Annotated in this window: 16 protein-coding genes; 8 read left to right on the plus strand and 8 right to left on the minus strand. The window is 37.6% G+C overall.

Going from position 1 to position 15,900, the window contains the following annotated elements; translation table 11 throughout:
* Positions 1 to 140 precede the first annotated feature (140 nt).
* Positions 141 to 1,271 (plus strand): beta-lactamase family protein, encoded by a 1,131-nt coding sequence (locus tag GQR45_RS07960; RefSeq protein ID WP_240920182.1) that lies wholly within the window; start codon positions 141 to 143, stop codon positions 1,269 to 1,271.
* A 433-nt stretch (positions 1,272 to 1,704) separates the two neighbouring features.
* Positions 1,705 to 2,979, plus strand: a complete 1,275-nt coding sequence (locus GQR45_RS07965; RefSeq protein ID WP_165725630.1) for an alpha/beta hydrolase — start codon at positions 1,705 to 1,707, stop codon at positions 2,977 to 2,979.
* A 24-nt stretch (positions 2,980 to 3,003) separates the two neighbouring features.
* On the opposite strand, the gene GQR45_RS07970 is transcribed toward GQR45_RS07965, so the two are convergent.
* Positions 3,004 to 3,825, minus strand: a complete 822-nt coding sequence (locus GQR45_RS07970; protein WP_165725631.1) for an AraC family transcriptional regulator — start codon at positions 3,823 to 3,825, stop codon at positions 3,004 to 3,006.
* A 126-nt stretch (positions 3,826 to 3,951) separates the two neighbouring features.
* Between GQR45_RS07970 and GQR45_RS07975 the strand changes: the two genes are divergently transcribed.
* On the plus strand, positions 3,952 to 4,422 hold the full coding sequence (locus tag GQR45_RS07975; protein ID WP_008165251.1) for a YHS domain-containing (seleno)protein: 471 nt from the start codon (positions 3,952 to 3,954) through the stop codon (positions 4,420 to 4,422).
* 111 nt (positions 4,423 to 4,533) lie between these two features.
* Here GQR45_RS07975 and GQR45_RS07980 read toward each other — a convergent pair whose 3' ends face one another.
* A complete protein-coding gene (locus tag GQR45_RS07980; protein WP_007581433.1) occupies positions 4,534 to 4,875 on the minus strand; it encodes a YajD family HNH nuclease in 342 nt (113 codons plus the stop codon).
* A 144-nt stretch (positions 4,876 to 5,019) separates the two neighbouring features.
* Here GQR45_RS07980 and GQR45_RS07985 point away from each other — a divergent pair, with 144 nt between their 5' ends.
* A complete protein-coding gene (locus GQR45_RS07985) occupies positions 5,020 to 5,496 on the plus strand; it encodes a YqhA family protein (RefSeq protein ID WP_007581432.1) in 477 nt (158 codons plus the stop codon).
* A 95-nt stretch (positions 5,497 to 5,591) separates the two neighbouring features.
* On the opposite strand, the gene GQR45_RS07990 is transcribed toward GQR45_RS07985, so the two are convergent.
* The 3 genes from GQR45_RS07990 to GQR45_RS08000 form a co-directional block, all read right to left on the minus strand.
* On the minus strand, positions 5,592 to 6,527 hold the full coding sequence (locus tag GQR45_RS07990; RefSeq protein WP_165725632.1) for a hypothetical protein: 936 nt from the start codon (positions 6,525 to 6,527) through the stop codon (positions 5,592 to 5,594).
* A gap of 85 nt (positions 6,528 to 6,612) precedes the next feature.
* Entirely contained in the window at positions 6,613 to 7,227 is a 615-nt protein-coding gene (locus GQR45_RS07995; RefSeq protein ID WP_165725633.1) for an ACP phosphodiesterase, read from the minus strand.
* A 154-nt stretch (positions 7,228 to 7,381) separates the two neighbouring features.
* Complete coding sequence (locus GQR45_RS08000; protein WP_007378461.1) at positions 7,382 to 7,876, minus strand: hypothetical protein; 495 nt, start codon at positions 7,874 to 7,876, stop codon at positions 7,382 to 7,384.
* Between the two features lie 468 nt (positions 7,877 to 8,344).
* Here GQR45_RS08000 and GQR45_RS08005 point away from each other — a divergent pair, with 468 nt between their 5' ends.
* The gene (locus GQR45_RS08005; RefSeq protein WP_165725634.1) at positions 8,345 to 8,728 is read left to right on the plus strand and encodes a hypothetical protein; all 384 of its coding nucleotides are present in this window, start codon (positions 8,345 to 8,347) and stop codon (positions 8,726 to 8,728) included.
* 194 nt (positions 8,729 to 8,922) lie between these two features.
* On the opposite strand, the gene GQR45_RS08010 is transcribed toward GQR45_RS08005, so the two are convergent.
* Genes GQR45_RS08010 through GQR45_RS08020 form a run of 3 tightly spaced genes read right to left on the minus strand, consistent with a single transcriptional unit; the run spans position 8,923 to position 13,011 of the window.
* The gene (locus tag GQR45_RS08010; protein WP_165725635.1) at positions 8,923 to 11,625 is read right to left on the minus strand and encodes a hypothetical protein; all 2,703 of its coding nucleotides are present in this window, start codon (positions 11,623 to 11,625) and stop codon (positions 8,923 to 8,925) included.
* Complete coding sequence (locus GQR45_RS08015) at positions 11,618 to 12,337, minus strand: PP2C family serine/threonine-protein phosphatase (RefSeq protein ID WP_165725636.1); 720 nt, start codon at positions 12,335 to 12,337, stop codon at positions 11,618 to 11,620. The genes GQR45_RS08010 and GQR45_RS08015 overlap by 8 nt, the downstream gene beginning before the upstream one ends.
* Complete coding sequence (locus GQR45_RS08020; RefSeq protein ID WP_165725637.1) at positions 12,337 to 13,011, minus strand: VWA domain-containing protein; 675 nt, start codon at positions 13,009 to 13,011, stop codon at positions 12,337 to 12,339. Before GQR45_RS08020 ends, GQR45_RS08015 begins: the two co-directional genes overlap by 1 nt.
* A gap of 481 nt (positions 13,012 to 13,492) precedes the next feature.
* Here GQR45_RS08020 and GQR45_RS08025 point away from each other — a divergent pair, with 481 nt between their 5' ends.
* The 3 genes from GQR45_RS08025 (at position 13,493) to GQR45_RS08035 (ending at position 15,898) form a co-directional block, all read left to right on the plus strand.
* Positions 13,493 to 13,738, plus strand: a complete 246-nt coding sequence (locus tag GQR45_RS08025) for a DUF4235 domain-containing protein (protein ID WP_002958040.1) — start codon at positions 13,493 to 13,495, stop codon at positions 13,736 to 13,738.
* A 400-nt stretch (positions 13,739 to 14,138) separates the two neighbouring features.
* Positions 14,139 to 14,447: a hypothetical protein gene (locus tag GQR45_RS08030; RefSeq protein ID WP_007579961.1), complete on the plus strand. Its 309-nt coding sequence runs from the start codon at positions 14,139 to 14,141 to the stop codon at positions 14,445 to 14,447.
* Between the two features lie 302 nt (positions 14,448 to 14,749).
* Complete coding sequence (locus GQR45_RS08035; RefSeq protein WP_165725638.1) at positions 14,750 to 15,898, plus strand: hypothetical protein; 1,149 nt, start codon at positions 14,750 to 14,752, stop codon at positions 15,896 to 15,898.
* Positions 15,899 to 15,900 lie beyond the last annotated feature (2 nt).

The following is a 15,900-nucleotide window of genomic DNA, read 5'->3' on the forward strand; positions in this document are numbered from 1 at the left end:
ACCGATTATACCTATTACTGAGCCCCTATAAAATCCGATAATTGTGTTTACTTTTTAGCTGTGCAATATTAACTCACTATAAAACACAAGGATCGCTAAGCCTATTTAGAGGTTTGGTATAAAAACTAAAAAGGATGAATATGATTAAGCCATTTTACGCTAGCTGTTTGTTAGCCCTCTCGCTATTAACACCCAGCCTTGTAAAAGCAAACCCGACGGCCTCGCAGTATCAGGAAATTCTTAACCATAACCTTGCTGAAAACGAGCCTGGGGTATCGGTAATTATAAGTAAAAATGGCAAAGTACTTTTTAAAGGAACGCGCGGGCTTGCCAACCTTGAGCATAACATTGCACTTAATGAGCAAAGCGTTTTACGTTTAGGTTCTATTTCAAAACAATTTACTGCAGCTGCAATTATGATGTTGCAAGAGCAAGGTAAGCTAGCGGTTACCGATGATATTCATAAGTATGTTGCAAGCTTTCCAACAGAGGGCAACCTCGTCACAATCGAAAACTTATTAACCCACACCTCAGGCATCGCCAACTACACAGATGACGACGATCTCTTTGATAAAGAAATACAAGTACCCACCAGCGTTGACGATGCACTAGCGCGATTTGCCAAACACCCAATGGTGTTTAAACCCGGCGAAGCGATGGCTTATTCAAATACCGGTTATTCACTGCTTGGGAAAATAATTGAAGTAGCAAGTGGCCAGTCTTACAAAGACTTTATTGAACAACACATATTTAAAAAACTAAAAATGAATCAGAGTAGTTATGAAGGGCAAGAACTTGTTACCCATCGCGCATCTGGCTATGAGCAAACAGAACAAGGATTTATCAACACCAGCTACATTAATATGGATTGGCCATATGCCGCAGGTGCGCTTATATCTACTCCAACTGACTTAAACATTTGGTTTAGTGCGTTATCGTCTGGCAAGCTTATTAGTAAAGCAAGTTATGAGAAGATGGTCAGCCCTTTTAAACTAAACGACGGCAGCGTTTCATCCTATGGTTACGGATTAATTATTAAGCCTTTGAATGAATACACCGTAATTAAACACACTGGCGGAATAAATGGCTTTTTAGCACATGCACGCTATATTCCAGAACAAAAGCTATATGTTGCAGTACTGGCTAATTCAAACCACATAAATCCTATTTTTATCAACGAAAAACTCACAGCCAGAGCACTAGGTATTACACTCCCCGAGTTTAAAAAAGCAGAGGTAACAGAGCAGCAATTAGCTGCCCGTATTGGGTGATTACCGTATTGATAAAAACACCTTACGCAGCCTAATTTTTGAAAATGATGTTTTGTATTCAAAGCGCACTGGTGGCGATAAAACAAAACTTATTACGATGTCTAAAAATAGATTTTACTATCCTAATTCAAACAATTACTTAGTAATAGAAAAAAACAGCCGAGGGCAATTAGTGATGAAATATTTTAGTGGATTATCAACAACGCCTACTGAGGCGATTAAGATTTAACTTTATAACCCTCCCAAAAACAATGCCCGCAGCTTTCTCTACTTATAAGCTCGGGTATTTTCATTTTAAATCCTCGTTAACGCAACAATAAATTATAAAATTAGTATGTGATGTGTAAAAGGTAATAAATATGTTACTTTTTATACGCTAATTTTATACTTAACCTCTTTAAAAAAATTTACAAACCGAAAATAAGGAATAAGCATGCTTTTTCACCCTCTAGGTAAATCCTATATTTTCGCCCCTTTGCTCATTATTTTGCTATCTGCTTGTACTTCAAACCCAGCTTTAATGCCTACACCCAATTTATATGTAAGTACGCCTTATTCAGAAGCCCAAGTACCTAAAAACCTACATAATACAAGTATGGAATTACTCTATGTTACAGACCGAGCAATTTCTGAAAAAGAGGGGGTTATGTATAACGCAAGTCGCTCGCCATCAATTGCGTACGGTGTAGCAAAAGTAAATTTTGGCGATAGGTCGTTGCAGTGGGGTGAGCTATTAAAGCAAAGTAGTCTTAAAAATCGCTCCGCAAATTTGACTTACGTAATGGAGAAAGCGGATGAATTAGGTCGCTTCCCTTTATCGCCTTATAAATTTAGACGCGTAAAAAACAAACTCCAAATTGACGAAGATATTTTAGAACGCAAAATTTTTCACGAAACCCAGTTAAACAAAAACATTAATCAGCGTTTAAAAAACAGTAATAATAAAGACGTTATTTTGTTTGTGCATGGCTTTAATAATACCTTTAACGAATCGGTATTTACCCTTGCCGGTATATGGCATTTTTTAAACCGACAAGGCGTACCTATTGTTTACTCTTGGCCTGCTGCCGCCACAGGATTAACCGGCTATTTTGAAGATAAAGAGTCTGGTCAATTTACTATTTTTCATTTAAAAGAAACCTTACGACTACTTTTCAAAAATCCTGAAATAGAAAACATTCATATTATTGCGCATAGCCGTGGCACCGATGTAGTAACCACAACACTTAGAGAGCTTATAATTGAGAACAGAGCCAGTGGCGGAAACCCCAGAGAAGACCTGCGTATCGAAAACTTAATTTTAGCAGCCCCTGATCTCGATTTTGGTATTATTAAACAAAGACTAATGGCAGAGCAATTTGGACCTGCATTTGGACAAATTACCATTTACACCTCTCAAGAAGATAGCGCATTGGGTATTTCACAGTGGCTAACAAACAGCTTGAGCTTTGGTCGGTTAAACACCAAAGATGTAAACATAAACGAGCAAGACATATTCACTTCTGTAGGTAACGTAAGCCTAATTAAAGTACCTAAATCTGGCAGCCTAATAGGCCATGACTACTTTCATAGTGATCCGGCGGTCAGCTCAGATCTTATTAATTTAATATTACATAAAGCATCGCCAGGCTCTAGCAAACGACCTCTACAAAAGCTCGAAAACAATTTTTGGTCGCTCGATTCAAATTACCTAATTAAAAACAAATAGTAATTAGCACACAAAAAATAACGCTTACTGCTGACTCAATAACCACTCTTTTGGCGCTTGCCCTGTTTTTTTTCTAAATACACGGGCAAGTGCAGAGCCATTTTCGTATCCAACCTGATTAGCTACTAAATCCATATTTTGATTTTTTAAAATAAGCTTTTTAGCAACCGACAAACGCCAATCAGCCAAATAGTCTGCCGGTGTTTGCTCAATTACTCGCTTAAAGGTATCGGCAAATTTAGAGCGCGACATACCACACTCCTCAGCCATAGCGCTAAGCGACCAGCTTTGCTCTGGGGTTTGGTGTATTTTTATTAATACCTTAGCCAACTGAGGATGGGCAAGCCCTGCCATCATCCCGCTTTTAATTGTGCCTTCTTCTAGTACTTTACGAAGCACACTAATTAAAAATACATCGCATAAGCGATCTATAATTAAATGCTTACCGCTGGCGTCTTTAAATGCCTCTTCAAAAATCCAAAAAGCGCTCTGCGTTAATAATCCATCACCCGCTAATTCGTAATTTAAGCAAAAAGGCAGCGCCTGCAATAAAGGGCTATGCCCGCCACTTTGATAGCTAATTTGTGCACACACTAAATCAGCACCGTCACCCTTATCCGAAAATAAACAGTGCCCTGTAGAGTGAGGAAAAAAAATAACCGAAGGCGTAGATAAAACTACTTCAAAGCCACTATTACTACGCACTTTTAACGTACCAGAACGTAATAAATGTAAATGCCCAACACCTTGATCGTCACTAAAGTCACTCGTACCGCACATGTTCCCACTAAAAAACACATTGGCATTAAGCGAAAAGTGACTCAGTACACTCGAAAGTACGTCCATAAGCGCCTCTTTGGATTATTGGTATGAAAATATAGACTAATAGACGCATATTAACCAAGCAATAACGATAAAGTACAGTTGAGTTTTAAACAAACACACTAATTAAATTACCCTTTGGAGATACACATGAAATTTTCGACACTCACTAAATCAGCTTTTTTTGCAGCATCAGTCCTTGCAAGTTCACTAAGCTTTGCAGCAGACATAGACGCAAATGCCGACGTTAACGACATTGCAATTAGTGGTTACGATACCGTTGCTTACTTTACCCAAAACAAAGCGGTAACAGGCAGCTCTGAATATACTGCAACGCATAAAAATGCCATTTATAAGTTCAGCTCAGCTAAGCATCGCGACTTATTTAGAGCTAACCCAGAAAAGTACGCACCACAATTTGGTGGCTTTTGTGCGTTTGGTGTATCAATGGAGAAAAAGTTTGACGTAGATCCAGAGGCTTTCAAAATTGTTGAAAACAAACTTTATTTAAATCTTGATAAATCGGTTCAAAAACAATGGCTAAAAGACGTACCTGGCTTTATTACTTCAGCCGATTCAAACTGGTTTGACATAAAAGACAAAACAGCAAAAGAGCTTTAATAAAACCAATTTAAAGTTAATTTTGAGGTTGCTTCGGTTTATAACCGTTCATCCTCAAAATGCCATTTAAATTAATAAAATTTTAGATTTAAGCTCTTAATTTAACTAATATTACTTTGATTTATTAAGCATCGCTTTTAAATCGGCAAATGGAGAATGCGTTGCAGCCTCAACTTTGCGATCTGTAGTCGACCCGCCATACATAATATGCTCGTGGTATTTATTGTGCTCATTGTCGTGGCAATAAATACACAATAACTCCCAGTTACTTCCGTCTTCAGGATTATTACTGTGGTTATGATCAACATGATGCACCGTTAACTCACGTAAATTAGAGTACTCAAACTCACGAGCACAACGCCCGCATACCCAAGGGTATAATCTTAAGGCTTTTATTCTATAACCTTCCTCTTGCTTAACATAAGCCTGAGGTACATCGTTATTCTTACTCATAATATTCCAGTTAAATTTGTTATTTCTATGCTTAACAAGTAAATAGCCAATATGTTAAAGCAAATATAAAAGTAAAAAGTTCGTAAGGGATCTAACTTAAGCTACGTTTCGTATAAGTCAGGTCTAATTATAAAGTTGAGCAACATGGAAAATATATTCCAAACAAGTCGGTTTTTGGTCGTAATCGCCGTTATTACCGCTGCAATATCATCATTACTCGTTTATGTTTCATGCATTAATATTGTAGCTAATATAGTAATAACAACGCTATTTGACCTGCCTGATTCAGCTAAAGCCGGTAAAGCCCTAATAGTTGAACTACTGAAAATTCTTGATTTGCTACTGATCGGAATTACCTTACAAGTTATTGCTATTAGCTTGTACCGACTATTTATAACACCATCTAAGCCTGAGGAAAGTAAATTTCTTGCTGCTTTCAATATTAAAGACTTTCATGATTTAAAAATAACTCTGGTACAAGTAACTTCGGTTGTACTGGTAATACTATTTTTAGAGCACGCAGTTGAGTTCGGCGGCACAATAGAAACACTCTACTTAGGTATTGCCATTGCGATCGTTATTGCAGCATCTACATTTGCATGGCGCTCAATGAAAGACTAACTAAGCACTCATTACTATTAAGTAATTACATGCAGGTGTAATTACTTATCCCTAAAATTCTGAAAAAACTTAAGTGAGAGCCCCAGCACTCAATATTAAAAAAACTTAATTACTGACAAGTCACCAAAAGAAGTATCTATATGCCTACCTGTTTGCTCCCACGCACGTAGTACTACCATGAGTTTTTTGTTACTTGAAGTCCAAGAAATACCACCGCCGTATGCCGCTACTTTTTCACCGCCCGAATCTTTTAACCCCAGCCCAGGGTCTGTATTTCGAATATTTCCCTTACCTACTTTGTATTCAGCAAATACGTGAACATTATGCGGCAACGAAAATGATAAAAGCGAGCCAATACTCGCCCCGTACGAATTAGAAATTAACTTAGTGACCTGTGGTGCAGACGAATTTAAAAAATCAGCCTGAAACACAATATTATCTTTACTCTCAAGAGATACATGCTTGAAAGACCACGCGCCAACAACACTTAACGACAAATCAAATTTGCTGCTTAGCTTTGGTCTATTAAGAAAAAAATGCTCAAACAAAGACTCTTTATTATTGAAGGTATAGAAGTTGTGTTGGCCAGATAGCTCAAACTTGGTTGAACGTGTATTTTGCGAGAAAATTTGATCCGTTTGATTGCCGCTTAAATTGCTAGCCGTGCTTTGCAGCCCTTCAAGCGTTTGATAGTTAAAAGTGATTTTAGAATTTTTAAATTTTCTATACGAAAGCAGTATATCTTGTGTTTTTGTTTCAACATCATCTTCAAAAATATCGGCAGAGTAGCCAATTTCAATGTCGTTAATATCAAAAAACACACCCACACGTTGATTGTTTATGGGCTCTAACGAAAACAGTGTTTTTTGATTACTCCCAGCCAAGTCGTCGTATATTAACGCGTGGCTAGTGTTAGGGTTTGAAATAGTGGTGCGTATCGACTTTAAGTCAAAGTCAAAAGCCAATACAGCACCAGATTGAAATGCCGCTAAAACGGCAAAGCTCACAATAACCAAGTAATTGCGATTCATTAAAAACACTCAAAAATTAATTTGTATTAGAGTAGCGTTTTTTCCACCTTAAATTATCACAAAAGGTTAACAATTGATGAAAACTTTAAATAATGCGCTTTATGTCATTTTTTGGAGTGCTCTCAAGGTCAAACTCACTTACATGCTTAATTAGCTCCGGGAAGAACGCTAAAAACACGGCTTCTAATTCATCGTAGTTACGCGCTATATCATCAGCCGCCCCCGCAAAGTTATTAGTAAAACGGATGCGGTTAGCAATATTATCAAGTGCTACTCCTATTCCCTCAACGGTTTCGTACTCTTTAAACCAATCGTTTTTAGTCATGCTTGTTACAACATGCTGCATACGCGTTGGCATAACAGGTATGCGATTATTTAAAAGCTGATAGCTGGTGTACTTAAAGTCACTTAAAGGTTGCTTGCTAAATCGTTGCCAATGCACAATTAAAAAATGATCAAACACCACATCAATAGCTACACCAGCAAAGCGCTTACGCTCGGGTGAAAAGTACTGTTTAGCGTGTTTTACTGCGCGGTGGGAGTCGGTAAATTTATCGACTAAATAGTGGTTATCGAGCCCGTTTATAACCGTATTTGGTAAGTGTTCTACATGCCTTTTACCACCAAAGTCGCCCAACAAGTTCCCAAAGTGAGAATCGGCTGTAGGCTGTGCTAAATAAAGGTGAGCTAAATAATTCAAAGTGTTCTCGGGCTTGGTATTAATACAGTTAAAATAATAACTTAATTGTAAGCGCTACTTAAAGTTAGATTTTATGCCTAATCAAAAAAATAGCATAAAAAAGGTGAAACTAAGTTTCACCTTTCATATTAATTTTGAAACTAATTAGCTAGCATTACGCTGTAGAAACGTTACTTGCGCCTGCATTGTTAAGTATTTCTTCAATAGCGTTTTTGTTGTCACTATCGTACTTAATACCAATTAATATAGAGCCTTTTTCAATGGCATCTTCATAATACTTAATTTCGTGCTCGGGGATAAACGCACCAACTGCGGCACCTAAAGTACCACCAACTGCAGCGCCTGCGCCACCAGCAGCAAATGCAGCGACTAATGGACCGGCAACTAATAAGCCTGTACCACCTGTTGCTACAGTCCCTACGGCAGTAAATCCGCCAATAATTGCAGCAAGAATACCACCTGAAGCCGCGCCTATAATGCCGCCCTCGGCAGCTTTAGTACCTTCGTCTACAGCAAAATCTTCCTTTGCGTATGAGTCGTTGGCTACAATACTAATATCAGCTTCATTAATACCTAAAGCTTCTAATCTATAAATTGCGAGTGTTGCTTGTGATGCACTTTCGAATAACCCAGTAATAACGGTACTCATAATAACTCCTTTATTTATTTAAGAAAATACACTTACTACCAAGCAAAACTCAAACCAAATAAATTATCATTTAAAATCAATAATATAAAACAAAATCTCGTACTAACTCTCTTATTATTAGAGTAAAAATTGCTAAATTTTGTAAAAAACTCCTATCTACATAAACAAAATTCCTTGCGAAATAAAGAGAGGTTTTTATCACTCTCTTGTCTATGGTTATTACCGTGCTTACCAATAAAATTAAAAACACCAACAGAGCATTATTTTTCATGCGATTTGAAGGTTAAAACAAAGACGCTTATCCTCTTCAATTCCCCTACCCAGTTACAATTGTGTTTTATTAATTCAGTAAAGAGTCAGTCTAATTTTGTTATCACTGTGGTTCATTTTTCGGTGCGCATGAATCGTAAAATACTGTGCTAAATCTCCTTTTTATATTGCCCTGCTATTAGCAGATATAGGCCGCCCATGGATTACGAAAACAACTTTTTATGTCAATCACAGCAAGCTGCACTGCAACAAGCGCTAATTAATACCAAGCTTTTAAGTCGCCTTTCAATAAATAGTGAAGATGTACCTTCGCTTGAGCAACAAGCTTATGGGGCTATTGCAGTTATGCTTTATCGCCTTAATTTGCAAAAAATAAAATGGTCATCATTTTTAAAAACAGCAATAAACACAGCTAGCAACGCCTGCCAATGGTTATCCATCGAGCTTGCAAGATGCCAACAAGAATACAAAGCCCAACCTAATGACGCTGTAATAATTGAGCAAAACGCTCTTTTGAATGGTATTTTTAGCGAAGAACTCGCCTATATCGGTGCCTTACTAGGAACTGAAGCACAAGCTTAATATAGCAAGTAACAAAGCCCACCAACCAATAACGCCCAAGTATACTTTTAAAGAAAAAGGTTATGGCTAAAAATAAATATATAAGAGAGGTTCAAATATAAAGTCAACAATCTTGCTCGTATTATAAAAAAATCAATTTCAGTATTACAATCATTACAGCCCTTGTGGTATGCATTTTAAAGTTGAAGCATGAATTATTCCTTCATTGCTTCAACATTCAAAAGTTCGAGTTGATATCGTTGCTTTTCAAATCTTGTTTTACTGCTTTTTGATAAAACGTCAAAAAATACAAACCAGCCTAAAGCAACCTGACTACCATCGTGCGATAAGCTAGCGCTCAAATAACTAAGATAGGCTGTATTAGATGGAGAATTTGATTGGTTGATTGGATCATAAGTTTTGTCTAGTTCGGCTGCTAACAAAAACTCATTTTCTAAAAAGTTTAGTTTAAAAATAGAAGCCTTCGCTTTTATGTAATCTCGCCTTTTGCTTGCTGTGATCCCTGAAAGTAAAACATCGCCTGATTTGCTCAACATAAATTGTCGGTTAAACCTCAGGTCGCCCATTACCTTAGAGTCAGAACTGAAATTCGCCACAAGTACAGACCTACTAATATTTGCTGGTACTTTAGTTACCACTTTATCTGGACTTAGTTCATTTTGTTTTAACGTGACTATTTGGTCATTTGGCAAGCGGATAGCCTGCCAGCCTTGCGCTGTTTTTTTCCATAATTTAATAACCGGATGAGCAATGGTTACCTCTACAGGCGTATTAAGTATATGGAACCTTGTGTTATTTTGCTCAGGTTGAATGTATTCACCTATCGCTAATACATCGCCTTTAAGATTAGTTGCAATATCAACCCCTGACATTTTATTAGAGTCAGGCAACGAAGCAAAATTAGTAGTGACTTGATAAGTGTTGTTAACTAACAAAAGCTCTGTCACAAAACCCTGATAATTTTTTCCATATTGCTCACTTTTAGCCAAAGCGACAAATAACCTTTGTCCATTATTAACACTCAGTAAGCGGGTTACATTCCACTCATCCCACTCCTTAGAAAGCCTTTGTTTTATTATCGGTTTACTTGGGTTGGCAATATCGTAAACAACTAATTCAAAATTGCTGAGCATGACAATTTTTTTACCATTTTCAGTGATGTTAAAACGCCAAGGTCGATAACTATCTGCCGAAACACCTGTATTCTCATCGGGGAAACTTTTTTCTGCTTTAAAATCATTAAATTTAAAACTAACTTTTTTTTGCATACCTATTTGCGTTACGTGCGTGCAAATATTGGGATCGTATTTACAGTTATAAACATAACCTTGCTCACTATTACTGTCATACTGCCAATCATCTAAGTGGTAAACTCTATCGCTTCGATATTCAAGTTGCCCAACTTTTTTACCTGCCATTTCAAAATCAATTTTACTTAAACTAACTTGAGGTGAATCACTAGGGAATATTCTACCAAAGGGAGAGTGTTTAATGAGCGGAAAAGCGTCAGACGATTTAAAACCAGTTAACTGATAAAAAGGGATTTCAACTAATTCTCTCGACTTATTTAGCAAAACCATGTCATGTTTATAATAAGTCACATTACCTAATAATGAGTTGGCCGTTTTTGCTTTATGAACTGTTTTATGTTCAAACTTAACCCCTTTGTTTTCTACTGGTTTAGTTTGTATATGAGAAGGCGTTGCTTGCGGTTGGCTATAAGTTGACTCTGGGCTAACACCACCACGAAAATTAACCACAAGAGTTACAATGATCGCAATCGTAAAAAATACAGCATACACCCCTATACCACTACCAGGTTGGTTATTAGATGACTGACTTGAATTATTTATAGGGGCACTGCGCTTTACTGCAGACTTAATATTCGGTTTTATATTTTTTTTAACTTGCGCTTTTTTTTGATTAAGCTGGCAATGTGGACAAGCTTTTTGCCAATAGGCATGATCTGAATTTTGTTTACATACTTTGAGCTTTAAACTTTGTTCTAGTAGTAACTTTTGCCATATATTAGCTTTAGTTCGTACTCTACTCGTTAAACTTTGAGTAAATGCTTTTGACAAAACGTCAGAAAAATCAGTGTGTATACTCCACGGAGAAGGCTTTATTTTTGCATGAACTTTTATTGCATATGGATAAAGGCCCTCAGTAATTTTAGTTTGGTTGTCGCTTGGTAAAGAATATCCATTTTTAGATACGCCTTGGAATGGGTGTAAACCGTTATTTAACAGCTGAAAGAGTATTGTAGTCAACGCGAATAAATCTTGACCGACTCCTAACTTTTCAGGTGGTATTTTACCGCCAAAAGCTTCGGGGGCAATATAACCAGACGTATATTGATGCCCCTTAAATCTCTTTTTATCACCTTTAATCGAAAAGCCGTCGCAATCTAAAACCATTACATCACCAGTGTGCTTATCAAAAGATAAGTTTGCTGGTTTTAAATCAATAATATAATGACCCAAACGGTGAAGCTCTGCGACCTTACTCGCTAAACTAATCGCAACGGTAACCCTAAACTTATAACTGTCGGTTATTTTTAATGACTCACGCAAGCGTTTAGAAAGTAACATTTCAATAGTGTAGCAACGACTTAAATCAAGTAGAGGCATTGCATAACCAATAAAGTTATTTTTTTTATCACTTATAACGGCAACAGGCCAACAAATTCCCTCTGCTGTCGGCGCATTCGACAACATCTGCCACAATTTATCTTGCCGTTGCATATCTTTGTTTGGATCATGATAAATTTTTAAAGCTAACTTGTTGTCAATAGTAGCGTAAATAGTGCCATCAGCACCGCTATTAATCGGCTTTTTTTTGTACTGTACTTGCGCTGTTTTTCCATCAAGATAAATTAGGTTTACGCTATTACTCATTCAATAACCAAACTAAGGTTTTATCATCGTTTGTAATACTATTGGTACGAGGATCACTTAAAGTGTTTTTTAGTGCGTGGCGTCCTGTTGCGTCATCTACACTAGCTAAGTAATTGTGTATCGGTAACAAAAAGTTAGTTGTGGGTCTATAAGGATTTGTTAATGCAGCAAAACTAGCCGCGCCATCAGACATTAAAAACCAGAGTTTATAACGTTCTGGAGCACACATAATACGTAAGTGAGATTGCCAATCAGGTAAAGTAAAAAAATAAGTGGTTTCGGCAAATTCGCCATTTTCAGGTTCGCTGACAATAAAATCAGACCAATCTTCAGGGTTAATACCAATAACAATCCCATCACCAATATGAAACACTAAACTTCCCTCATGAGAAGTTGCCACGCCACATAAGGTGGCATGATAATCCGATATTTCACCTTGCAGGGCAACGCACTTTCGAGCTTCACTAATTGCAGTTTTTAAGCTTACTATTGCGCTTTCGCCAATCGTTTTTTCTTGAGCTAATGCTTCACATACTTTATCAATTAATTGCTTTGAGCCTAGATGTGAATATTGCGCAGAGCCTGCTCCATCAGATACACAAGCGACAAGTCCCATTGCCGTTTTTTTTACTTGCCAAGCGTCTTGGCAAGGTATCTTGCCATCAATATGCGATGAACCAGTAACTGAGCAGCCAAGAAATCGCCCAGCCATTAAATCTCAACCTCAGCCCACTCATCGGCTGAAGGAAGGCGCACTTTTTGACCAGGAACACTTGCTGATACTGTTGCCATAGAACGACTAAGCCAAACAAAAAGTTCTGTAAAATTTAATCCTTTCAATTTTTTTGCTGATTTATTAGAAAACTGCCCCAGCGCTGCAAAATCTGCGCCTTCAGTACCTATTGGAAAAATAACAACTTTTTTATCTTCTTCAGCTTTACGGCACGCATCAGCTGATTGTTCCCAATCCAAATCTGTCGGACAGCCATCAGATAATACGATGATCCAAGGTCGAGTACTTGAAATACCATTCTCGTCATATACTAACTTTTGTTGTTGTACCTCATTAAGTGCCGTCGTCATTCCTGCACCTAATGGGGTTAAGCCTCCGGCTTCAATTGTTGGTGCTTTAAAATCTACAGCATCTACCCATGGCTGTATTACCTCTACATCATCATGACCTCCAACAGCTAATACAAGAACCTGCACTTTTAATGCGGCAGACAAATCACTTTTTAATTGTTCTTCAAAAACTTTAAGACCAAGGTTGAGCTGCTTTAGAGGCTCACCAGCCATTGAGCCAGAAGCATCTAGCACCAACACACATGGAGTTCTTTGATTAGCGTTATCGATAAATTCAACGCCTGGAATTGCATCATTATGCATAAGTAATTAAGTCCTTTTAAATGGGAGGTTTTTAATCAATAATTTAGAGTTTACTAAATTTTTATCGACTCAAATATATTATAAAAATTAATTATATTAAAGGTTTAAAGAAAACTAAAAACAACAGATTAGTTATTCTTTAATATTAAAACTAAAATAAAGATTACGTCGATACTTGCAAATACAGCTGCAAATAGACTTTCCATCAATACCCACTTAGTGAGAACCCCCTCTCCTTGCTTAATGCATTATTTTAAATACGTAACCAATACCATCCCTAAATTAAGTAGTTATTTAATAAATACAAATACTCGCGGGGTTTAATAAAGCTTTAGCGGAAGAATATTAAAGTGTAGATTTTAAAATAGCCCGATTTAAAGGCTTTACGGTTCTATCGGTATATAAATTGCTGTTACTAATGTTCTTACTTAAAGAGTTACACATAAATAACGCTGCCGTTATTTATAAAAAGGAGAACATTATGAGTAATAAACAACTAATTACGACGATAGGTATAGGACTCGCCGCTGCATCAGCAGGTATGTTAACAAGGAAAACTTTACAAAAATCGTGGGAAAAGGTTACCAACGAACCAGCCCCAAAAGATAGACCAAGCGAAGAAACAGATCTTAAAGAGGCCGTTACATGGGCAGTGGTCTCAGGTATTGGTGCGGGTGTTGCAAGAATGGCCGTACGTTATGTGCTAGACAAACGCCGATCTAAATAAGCCCTCCCTATTAATACCTCTTATAAGTATTAAGCGTAATGCGGTGAGGCTCTAAAGGCGGCTTGCGACAACCAATACCCAGTTGTCGCAAGCAACTTTGCTAAAGCCTTGATTAAGGTTACTTAACTATTGAGCTAAAAAACATATTAATATCCAAACCGGGGTTCTGTGGTTAAATTTAAAATGTCGGATGGCACGGCTGCGCCGCTTATCCAACCTACGTAGGTTGGAAAAACTGGAGGTGCCTTGTGACAAGACCCTTTATTTTAAGCAGATACACTCTATTGAACATTAACCTATTAAACATTAACTCTCTTTCAAAGTTGTTGCCTGCCTACAAGCTTGCGTATAATGCACGCATTCCGGCTGCATTTTTTAGCCGCTAACTTGGATTTTAATAATGAAAAAACTCTCTGCAGTGCAAATAAAACAGCAAGCACTTGTACTTAATACTGCTGAAAAATTAGAAGAACAAGGCCGTGCTGAGCTCCCAGGCATGCTGCAATGCTGGTTTGATGTGGAATACCACTTATTTCCAAGTACACTACTGCTGTGCTTTCAGTTTGAAAACGAGCAAGCCTTAGCGGCCGCAGAGCCTGACTTATTAAAGTGGCAAAAACGCTTAAGCGGCGCAATGCTTAAAAAGGGCGTGATTTTAAAAGATATGCGTAAACATTTAGTGTTTACCTTAAAAGGACCTGACGATTAATAGAGGGTTTTAAAGGGATATAAGGCCTTTCGCTCGTGTAGCCGAAGCGCATAAAACCATAATGAAAAGCCGTTGCATTGCTGTAACGGCTTTTTACTTTTATCAGAGCTTAAAGTAGTACCTATAAAGATCAATTTTTGACTCAGGGATTTTTATTAGCCGATGATACTAATTGGCCGTTAAACAATACTAATGCACGGCAAAAGCAAATATCAGTTGATTCAACGTTAATTGGTTGCCCTAAGTTAGCAATAGTAGGATAGTAAATTACACATAAACAATAGCTTTATCTTAGGAGTATTATGATCAAAGTATTATTAGCGACCAGCTTAATTGCCTCTTCATTCGCTGCTTTAAGTAATCCTTTAACTGTTGAAGAACAGCGTATCAACAAAGCACAATCAGCAATGCCAAATGTTTTAAATGCATTTACCCCACAAGTATCAAGTTTTGAGCAACAATTTAAAGAATTAAACGACTTTAAAAGTGCAAAAACATTAGTACAAAGCTTCAGCTTTGAACTGTGGGAAAACGCAAAACAACGCATACTAAAAACCAATAACTACGACGACCGAGAGCTTTACTGGGCACGCCTGCTTTCAAGCAAAGTAATACGCACAACGTCACCTAAATTTTCAATTACGCAGGCTCAACTAAATACTTTACTAACAATGCTTGAGGACGGCAGCAGAGGCCGTACCGACCTTGCTTTTTCATCAGGCAGCACTAAAAAAATATTACTAACTGGCTTTGACCCATTTTTACTCGATAAAAACATAAACCAAAGTAATCCTTCAGGTGTTGCGGCGTTATTACTCGACGGCCAAGTTATTAATTACAACGGCATAAGCGCAGAAATTAACACCGTTATGGTGCCTGTGCGCTACGAAGACTTTGATCAAGGTATAATAGAATCGCTACTTGCCCCCTACTACGCACTTAATAATGTAGACATGGTAGTAACCGTAAGTATGGGCAGAACAGAATTTGATTTAGAGCACTTTCCGGGTAAACGTCGCAGTGTAACTGCCCCCGATAATGCCAATATTGTGTATGGTGGAACGCAAACAAGCCCAGTAATACCAAAGCTTAATGGCAGACCACTCCCGGGCAACGAGTTTGTAAAATTTAGCTTGCCTTTAACTTACATGCAACAAGCCAAAGGCCCTTATAAAGTTATCGACAATCACGAAGTCACCACGCTTGAAAAAACCTATAAAGCCGGTTCGTACGGCGAGCTTAAAAATAGTATTGCGGTTAATGGCGGTGGTGGTGGTTACCTGTCTAACGAAATATCGTACCGCAGTATTCGCCTGCGCGATGCGCTTAATTCAAGTATACCTACAGGGCATATTCATACCCCACGTATACAACAATTCGAACCTGAAACAGAAGCTAAAATAGTAAAACAAATAAAGGCAATGCTAGAGCAAAGCTTAGTAGCGCTATAGTT

It is taken from the genome of Pseudoalteromonas sp. SA25, assembly GCF_011378705.1.
In the GTDB taxonomy this organism is placed as follows: domain Bacteria; phylum Pseudomonadota; class Gammaproteobacteria; order Enterobacterales; family Alteromonadaceae; genus Pseudoalteromonas; species Pseudoalteromonas arctica.

What these genes read in the sequence shown, in the direction of transcription:
- GQR45_RS07960 (WP_240920182.1), top strand. Translation starts at nt 141, where the DNA reads ATGATTAAGCCATTTTACGCTAGCTGTTTGTTAGCCCTCTCGCTATTA.
- GQR45_RS07965 (WP_165725630.1), top strand. Translation starts at nt 1,705, where the DNA reads ATGCTTTTTCACCCTCTAGGTAAATCCTATATTTTCGCCCCTTTGCTC.
- GQR45_RS07970 (WP_165725631.1), bottom strand. Translation starts at nt 3,825, where the DNA reads ATGGACGTACTTTCGAGTGTACTGAGTCACTTTTCGCTTAATGCCAAT.
- GQR45_RS07975 (WP_008165251.1), top strand. Translation starts at nt 3,952, where the DNA reads ATGAAATTTTCGACACTCACTAAATCAGCTTTTTTTGCAGCATCAGTC.
- GQR45_RS07980 (WP_007581433.1), bottom strand. Translation starts at nt 4,875, where the DNA reads ATGAGTAAGAATAACGATGTACCTCAGGCTTATGTTAAGCAAGAGGAA.
- GQR45_RS07985 (WP_007581432.1), top strand. Translation starts at nt 5,020, where the DNA reads ATGGAAAATATATTCCAAACAAGTCGGTTTTTGGTCGTAATCGCCGTT.
- GQR45_RS07990 (WP_165725632.1), bottom strand. Translation starts at nt 6,527, where the DNA reads ATGAATCGCAATTACTTGGTTATTGTGAGCTTTGCCGTTTTAGCGGCA.
- GQR45_RS08000 (WP_007378461.1), bottom strand. Translation starts at nt 7,876, where the DNA reads ATGAGTACCGTTATTACTGGGTTATTCGAAAGTGCATCACAAGCAACA.
- GQR45_RS08005 (WP_165725634.1), top strand. Translation starts at nt 8,345, where the DNA reads ATGGATTACGAAAACAACTTTTTATGTCAATCACAGCAAGCTGCACTG.
- GQR45_RS08010 (WP_165725635.1), bottom strand. Translation starts at nt 11,625, where the DNA reads ATGAGTAATAGCGTAAACCTAATTTATCTTGATGGAAAAACAGCGCAA.
- GQR45_RS08015 (WP_165725636.1), bottom strand. Translation starts at nt 12,337, where the DNA reads ATGGCTGGGCGATTTCTTGGCTGCTCAGTTACTGGTTCATCGCATATT.
- GQR45_RS08020 (WP_165725637.1), bottom strand. Translation starts at nt 13,011, where the DNA reads ATGCATAATGATGCAATTCCAGGCGTTGAATTTATCGATAACGCTAAT.
- GQR45_RS08025 (WP_002958040.1), top strand. Translation starts at nt 13,493, where the DNA reads ATGAGTAATAAACAACTAATTACGACGATAGGTATAGGACTCGCCGCT.
- GQR45_RS08030 (WP_007579961.1), top strand. Translation starts at nt 14,139, where the DNA reads ATGAAAAAACTCTCTGCAGTGCAAATAAAACAGCAAGCACTTGTACTT.
- GQR45_RS08035 (WP_165725638.1), top strand. Translation starts at nt 14,750, where the DNA reads ATGATCAAAGTATTATTAGCGACCAGCTTAATTGCCTCTTCATTCGCT.